General features: G+C 49.1%; 6 protein-coding genes. 5 read left to right on the top strand and 1 reads right to left on the bottom strand.

The features are described from left to right. The 5 genes from nifJ to fldA all read left to right on the top strand — a co-directional run. The coding region (nifJ, locus tag Q0140_RS11900; protein WP_297964853.1) for a pyruvate:ferredoxin (flavodoxin) oxidoreductase at positions 1-2395 on the top strand (2395 nt) is incomplete at its 5' end. 79 nt (positions 2396-2474) lie between these two features. Continuing rightward, the gene (locus tag Q0140_RS11895) at positions 2475-3167 is read left to right on the top strand and encodes an aspartate/glutamate racemase family protein (protein ID WP_297964852.1); all 693 of its coding nucleotides are present in this window, start codon (positions 2475-2477) and stop codon (positions 3165-3167) included. 118 nt (positions 3168-3285) lie between these two features. Beyond that, positions 3286-3609 (top strand): DUF2325 domain-containing protein, encoded by a 324-nt coding sequence (locus Q0140_RS11890; protein WP_005870807.1) that lies wholly within the window; start codon positions 3286-3288, stop codon positions 3607-3609. Then, positions 3602-4837 carry a hypothetical protein gene (locus Q0140_RS11885; protein ID WP_297964850.1) on the top strand — a complete coding sequence of 412 codons (1236 nt, stop codon included), beginning with the start codon at positions 3602-3604 and terminating at the stop codon, positions 4835-4837. Before Q0140_RS11890 ends, Q0140_RS11885 begins: the two co-directional genes overlap by 8 nt. Positions 4838-4848: 11 nt before the next feature. Next, positions 4849-5340: a flavodoxin FldA gene (gene fldA, locus Q0140_RS11880; protein WP_297922478.1), complete on the top strand. Its 492-nt coding sequence runs from the start codon at positions 4849-4851 to the stop codon at positions 5338-5340. Positions 5341-5530: 190 nt separating this feature from the next. Here the strand turns inward: fldA and Q0140_RS11875 are convergent, their stop codons facing one another. Further along, positions 5531-5656, bottom strand: a complete 126-nt coding sequence (locus tag Q0140_RS11875) for a hypothetical protein (RefSeq protein WP_297964848.1) — start codon at positions 5654-5656, stop codon at positions 5531-5533. Positions 5657-6232 lie beyond the last annotated feature (576 nt).

Here is a 6232-nt window from a genome sequence, read left to right as displayed (position 1 = left end):
CGACGTGACGCATCTATCCCTGCCCGTGGGAGATAAAATTTCGCTCGGCAGCGAGGATGAGACCGAGTGCCTGTTTTACGGTCTGGGCGCAGACGGCACCGTGGGCGCGAATAAAAATTCCGTCAAAATCATCGGCGACAAAACAGATCTTTACGCGCAGGCGTATTTCGCCTACGACAGCAAAAAATCGGGCGGCTACACGCGCTCGCACCTGCGCTTCGGCAAAAGACCGATCCGCTCGACCTATCTCGTCTCAAATCCGCATTTCGTCGCCTGCTCGGTCGCTGCGTATCTGGACATCTACGACGTCATCGGGGGCATCCGAGAGGGAGGGACCTTTCTTTTAAATTCCATCTGGGATGCCGAGCAGACGGCGGCAAAGCTTCCAAACAAGGTCAAAAAAATTCTAGCCCAAAGACGGGTAAAATTTTACATTCTAAACGCCACCAAACTAGCACGCGATATAGGGCTCGGAGGCCGCACCAATACGATCATGCAATCGGCGTTTTTCAAGCTTAGCGGCATCATCCCGTTTGAGCAGGCGCAGAGCTATATGAAGGAATACGCCAAGAAAACCTACGCCAAAAAGGGCGAGGCGGTCGTGGCGATGAACTGCGACGCGATCGATAGGGGAGCGGACGCTTTGGTGCAGGTAATGATCGATCCTGCATGGGTAAATTTAAAGGACGACGCGACGGATACAAACGACAAATACAAGGGCGACGAATTTATAGAAAAGATCGTAAAACCGATGAACGCGGCGCACGGCGATAGCTTGCCGGTCTCGGCGTTTTTAGGGCACGAGGACGGCGGGTTTAATGCGGGCACGACGCGATTTGAAAAGCGCGGCGTGGGCGTCATGGTGCCTAAATGGATCGAGCAAAACTGCATCCAGTGCAACCAGTGCGCCTTCGTCTGCCCGCACGCAGTAATCAGAGCGTTTTTGCTAGACGAAAAGGACGAGGCCGCCGCGCCTTTAAATTTAAAAGATCACCTGCTAGAAGCCAAGGGCAAGGAGCTGAAGGGGCTAAAATACAAGATCCAAGTAAGCCCGCTAGATTGCACGGGCTGCGCGCTCTGCGCCGAAAACTGCCCGAGCAAGGAAAAATCGCTCGTCATGGTGCCGCTTGAAGAAGAACTCGCAAAGGGCGAGCAAGAAAGCGCAGACTTTTTATTCGAGCACGTAAGATACAAAGATGATTTGATGGACAGATCAAGCGTCAAGGGCGTGGGCTTTGCCCGCCCGTATTTTGAATTTCACGGCGCGTGCCCGGGCTGCGGCGAGACGCCGTATATCACGCTGATCACGCGACTTTTCGGCGATCATATGATCGTAGCCAACGCCACGGGCTGTAGCTCGATCTACGGCGGATCGGCGCCTTCGATGCCGTACCGCAAGGACGAGAACGGCCGCGGCGTCGCGTGGGCGAACTCACTTTTTGAGGATAACGCCGAGTTTGGGCTGGGAATGAAGATCGCAAGCGAGACGCTGCGCCATAAGATCGAGGATCTGATGCTAGGCTCGCTCTCAAGCGTGCCAAACGCGCTAAAGGCGCTTTATCACGACTGGATCGAAAACAGAGACGATACGCTAAAATCCGCTCAGATTAGAGATAGGCTGGTGCCGCTGCTAGAACAAAATTTGGACGCACCGGGGGTTCGTGAAATTTTAGAACTGAAGCAGTATCTAAACAAAAAATCGCAGTGGATCATCGGCGGCGACGGCTGGGCCTACGACATCGGCTACGGCGGGCTTGATCACGTGCTGGCTACCGGCGAGGACGTAAACGTGCTGGTGCTGGATACGGAGGTTTACTCAAACACCGGCGGACAGAGCTCTAAAGCTAGCCGCCGCGGCTCGATCGCGCAGTTTACCGCAGGCGGCAAGCGCGTTCAGAAAAAAGACCTAGGCCAAATCGCGATGACTTACGGTAACATCTTCGTTGCACAGGTAAATTCCAACGCAAGCCAAGCCGCGACGCTAAAGGCGATCATGGCGGCGGAGGCCTACCCGGGACCTAGTCTCATCATCGCGTATTCGCCGTGTATCGCGCACGGCATCAAAGGCGGCATGGGCAGCTCCGGCGATCAAGCCGAGCTTGCGAGCAAATGCGGCTATTGGCCGACCTACACCTTCGATCCGCGGCTCGCGGCGGAGGGCAAAAATCCGCTTAAAATTTCATCCAAAGAGCCCGACTGGAGCCTTTATGAGGAATTTTTGCTAAACGAAGTGCGCTACAACGCGCTTAAAAAGATCGATCCTGAGCACGCGAGCAAGCTTTATGAGGCAAACAAAGCCGACGCGATGAGGCGTTACCGCCAGCTCAAGCGGCTTGCGAATGCCGATTTCGGCGATGAGGTTGTCTCTGCGGGCGTCGCGAGCGAGAATGCTTAAGCTTTGTAGTTAGTTTTTAGAATTCCAGGTCGCAGAATTTGTGACCCAGGAATTTCGTTAAATTCCAAAAGGAAAATCCATGAAAAAAATCGGACTAATCGGCGGCATGAGTTACGAATCTACGATTACCTATTATGATGGGATCAATCGCAAAATTAACGAGCGTCTAGGTGGGCTAAGTAGCGGCGAAATCCTGCTAAGTAGCTTAAATTTCGACGAGATCGAGCGGTGTCAAAGAGATAATGAGTGGGACAGGGCAGGTGAAATTTTAGCTCGTCACGCGCGAGTTTTGCAAGGCGGCGGCGCGGATTATATTTTTCTTTGCACTAACACGATGCATAAGTGCTACGAGGCGATAAATGCCGCTATCTCCGTGCCTTTCGTGCATATCGCGGACGCCACGCTAGATGAGCTGCGAAAACGTGGCGTGCAAAAAGTAGGGCTGCTCGGCACGATCTACACGATGACGCAGGATTTTTACAAACAGCGCTTGATAGATGGCAGCGTAGAGGTGCTCGTGCCGAACGCGGACGAAATGGAAGCGGTAAACGAAGTAATTTTTAATGAGCTTTGCTTTAGTAAAATTTTACCACATTCCAAGAAGAAATTTTTGCAGATCATTGAAGGACTTAGGGCTCGCGGTGCGCAGGGCGTGATACTGGGCTGCACGGAGATCGGGCTGCTCGTATCGCAAGCAGATACCGCCGCGCAGCTATTTGATACTACGCAGATCCACATCGATGCGGCAGTAAGTCTAGCTTTAAGCGAGTAAATATCAAATATAAGCCGGTAAAATTCCGGCCTATAATTTCAAATTTTTATATATATTATCAGTTAAATTTAATCTTTCTCTGTTATAATAACGACTATCAATCATAAAAGGGGATGAAATGAACGTTTTAGTTATAGGAGCAGATGAGATTACACCCATTAAGGCGGTTTTAAAAGACCTTGGCGCGAGTAACATCGAGCACTGGGATGCACGAAACGAAAATCGCGTAAATCGTAAGCCGATCCCGCAAGATACCGAGTGTGTCGTTATGCTTACGAGCTTTTTAAACCACAACACGATGAAAAAGATCAAAGGCGAAGTAAAAAAGCGCAAAATTCCGCTCGTATGCGCTAAAAGAAGCGTTAGCTGCGTATTTTGCGAATACTGTAAGGTTTTCAATTTAAATCAAGAATTCGGTTGCAGACCTTGCGAAGATGATTAAAATTCCAAGGAATTTAAATAATGCCGGCAAGCCCAAGCAAGCGGTTAAAAAATCGTGCACTGCGCCGCAATCAAATGCTTACAAAGATGAAGCTGGCGAGCTAAATTCCAAGGATTTCTTAAATTCTAGCAAATTTAACGCTACTTGCTTTGCGCACGCCGAAAGCAAGAAATTTAGCGGCAAATTTAAAAAATTTTCAAGCGGTAAATCGGGCGTGCTTAATCATAATGCCTCTAAGCTGCATGCTGCAAAGAGTGCGCAAAAAGGCGGCGCAAATAGGAATTTGACAGCAAGGGCTTTTTATGACACTAGCTCCGCGCAAAAGAATTTTTTCTGCACTAAGCGTTCGGACGAGAAATCAGCTTTGTTACGAGATATTGCCGCGCCAAAACGAGATATCGCGGCGCGCGAAAAACGCCAAAAAGCGGATCTGCAGCGCGATAATGAGCTTATTGATGATGAAATTTTAAATGCCGAAACTTTTAATAAGAAATTCTTTGGTGGCGAGATTTTTGGCTTTGATGCGAACGGGCGCGAGATTGTGCCAGAGACACTGCGGGATTATAATGCGGCTTCGCGAGCGCGGGCGATGCTAGCTCTATATAATTTTAACGTTAATGCGGATTATAGAATTCTGCCCGCAAATTTAAAGGGCGCTTCGCAGTTTCGAGCGGCATTTTTAAATTTTATCGCTTCCGAACTTAGGCGCGGTGCTCGCAAAATTTACCGCTTCAAGCCCGCCGTGAAATTCTGTACGGCGGATAATGCGATAATCTTTGCCTATCTGCGCGATATGCCGCTGCCTGTATTTGCCGCCAAGCCCGCTTATAAGCTAACTAGCGCAATCGTGAGTCTGCGTAGCGGATTGCTGCTAAACGGAGACGATGCGTTTTGCAACTTCGTATTTTGCAAAATCGCGCTTCGCAATGCAGGCGCACAGCTGCAGCTTGTGGGCAAATCAGGCGAGCTCATCGTAGTTCGCAAGAGCGGTTTTAGCCTAGGCGTGGTTACGAGCTTTAAAAAAATTCTACCTCAAAATTCAGCCATTTATGATAATGATATAAAAAAAGCGCTAGAGCTTTGCCGCGGAGCAAACCTCGATGCCCTGTATCTTGTCTATCCAAAAAATGAAAATTTTAACCGCCACGTCGAGATAAAAAGCGAATGCTTTAAGGGAAATTTCATTATGAAATTAGTACCATACAAGCTCACCGACAAAATTTATTAAAAGGATACCAAATGGTTGGAATTATTTTTGGAAGCTCGATGGGCAATACTGAGGACGCTGCGAAGCTGATCTCGGAAAAGCTCGGCATCGAAAATGAGCTTAAAAACGTTGCGGACATCGCGCCTGCAGACCTAGATAAATACACCGCGCTCATCATCGGCAGCTCCACATGGAACGACGGCGAGCTACAAGACGACTGGGCGGGCTTTGATTTTTCAGCCCTTGATGTCTCAGGCAAGACCGTCGCGATTTTCGGCATGGGCGATAGCTCAAGCTACAGCGACGCTTACTGCAACGCAATGCGCGAGCTATACGATAACTTCAAAAAAGCGGGTGCAAATATCGTAGGTGCAGTGCCTACCGACGGATATGAGTTTGACGAGAGTAAGGCCGTAGTGGATGGCAAATTTGTTGGCCTCGCGCTAGACAATGACAATCAAAGCGACCTCACCGAGAGCCGCATCGAAGCGTGGGTAGCGCAGATCGCTCCATCTTTTAAATAGTCCTCCTTTAAATTTGCCGTGGAGCGTGCGCTTCGCGGCACTTTCATCTTTTTTAAAATCCTTAAAGCTTAGACTTTTTTAAAATTTAGCTCTGCCGACTTCGGTTAAATTTAAACGGCTTTGAAATTTTAAAATTTTAATCTGCACGAATGAAATTTATCCTTTAAATTTGGCTGTGCGTTACTTTGCTCTAGCGTAAATACAGATTGACTTCGAGGCGCACGTAGTAGCGCACGAGTAGATAAAATTTAGCCGCCGCGACGGCGGAAGGACGAAGCTGGGAGTTTGCGTCGCGGTTTATAAACCTCGTCGGCATAATAATCGGCGAACGTTCGGGAAATAAAATTTGCAAATTTTATAAGCGGCGAAGCGGGAATCGATGTCGCTAAAATTTCTCTCCGCACATACGCCATTGAAAATTTCTTTCCGCACGCACGCCGTAAAAATTCTCCCCGCAGCTCTGCCGTGAAATTTCGCGCGCCGTTTAATGTAAAATTTTGTCTATCTGCGCAGCGAGTGGCTGCCGTCTACTAGCAAAATTTAGCATAAATCTGGCGCCGCGACCGCGAAAAATCGTAGGATCAGCAGTGACTCGCCTCTGCAAAATTTAGCATATTTTGTGCTGCAACCGCACGCGGCTGTCGCCCAAAATAAACCGCCGCCGCGACCGCGAGATCGCCCGCCGCTAGGAGCGAAAAACCGCAAAACTATGCGGCGCGACAAGGCATAAATTTAAAATTTAGAAGCTTTGTCCTCTTTGTATTATCCCGCGCGAATAGCGCTACGAGGCGTAAATTTAAAATCTAGGGCGCAAATTTAAAAGCTTGAGATTTACAGCCCTAGCTCTATCGCCAGATCCTTTACCGCTTTGAGATTTACCTTGCCGCTGCCG

This window comes from uncultured Campylobacter sp. (assembly GCF_938045405.1).
Taxonomy (GTDB): Bacteria; Campylobacterota; Campylobacteria; order Campylobacterales; family Campylobacteraceae; genus Campylobacter_B.
Note: the sequence above shows the minus strand (reverse complement) of the source record. Positions and strands in the feature narration are given on the sequence as shown.

What these genes read in the sequence shown, in the direction of transcription:
- Q0140_RS11890 (WP_005870807.1), top strand. Translation starts at nt 3,286, where the DNA reads ATGAACGTTTTAGTTATAGGAGCAGATGAGATTACACCCATTAAGGCG.
- Q0140_RS11895 (WP_297964852.1), top strand. Translation starts at nt 2,475, where the DNA reads ATGAAAAAAATCGGACTAATCGGCGGCATGAGTTACGAATCTACGATT.
- fldA (WP_297922478.1), top strand. Translation starts at nt 4,849, where the DNA reads ATGGTTGGAATTATTTTTGGAAGCTCGATGGGCAATACTGAGGACGCT.
- Q0140_RS11885 (WP_297964850.1), top strand. Translation starts at nt 3,602, where the DNA reads ATGATTAAAATTCCAAGGAATTTAAATAATGCCGGCAAGCCCAAGCAA.
- Q0140_RS11875 (WP_297964848.1), bottom strand. Translation starts at nt 5,656, where the DNA reads ATGCCGACGAGGTTTATAAACCGCGACGCAAACTCCCAGCTTCGTCCT.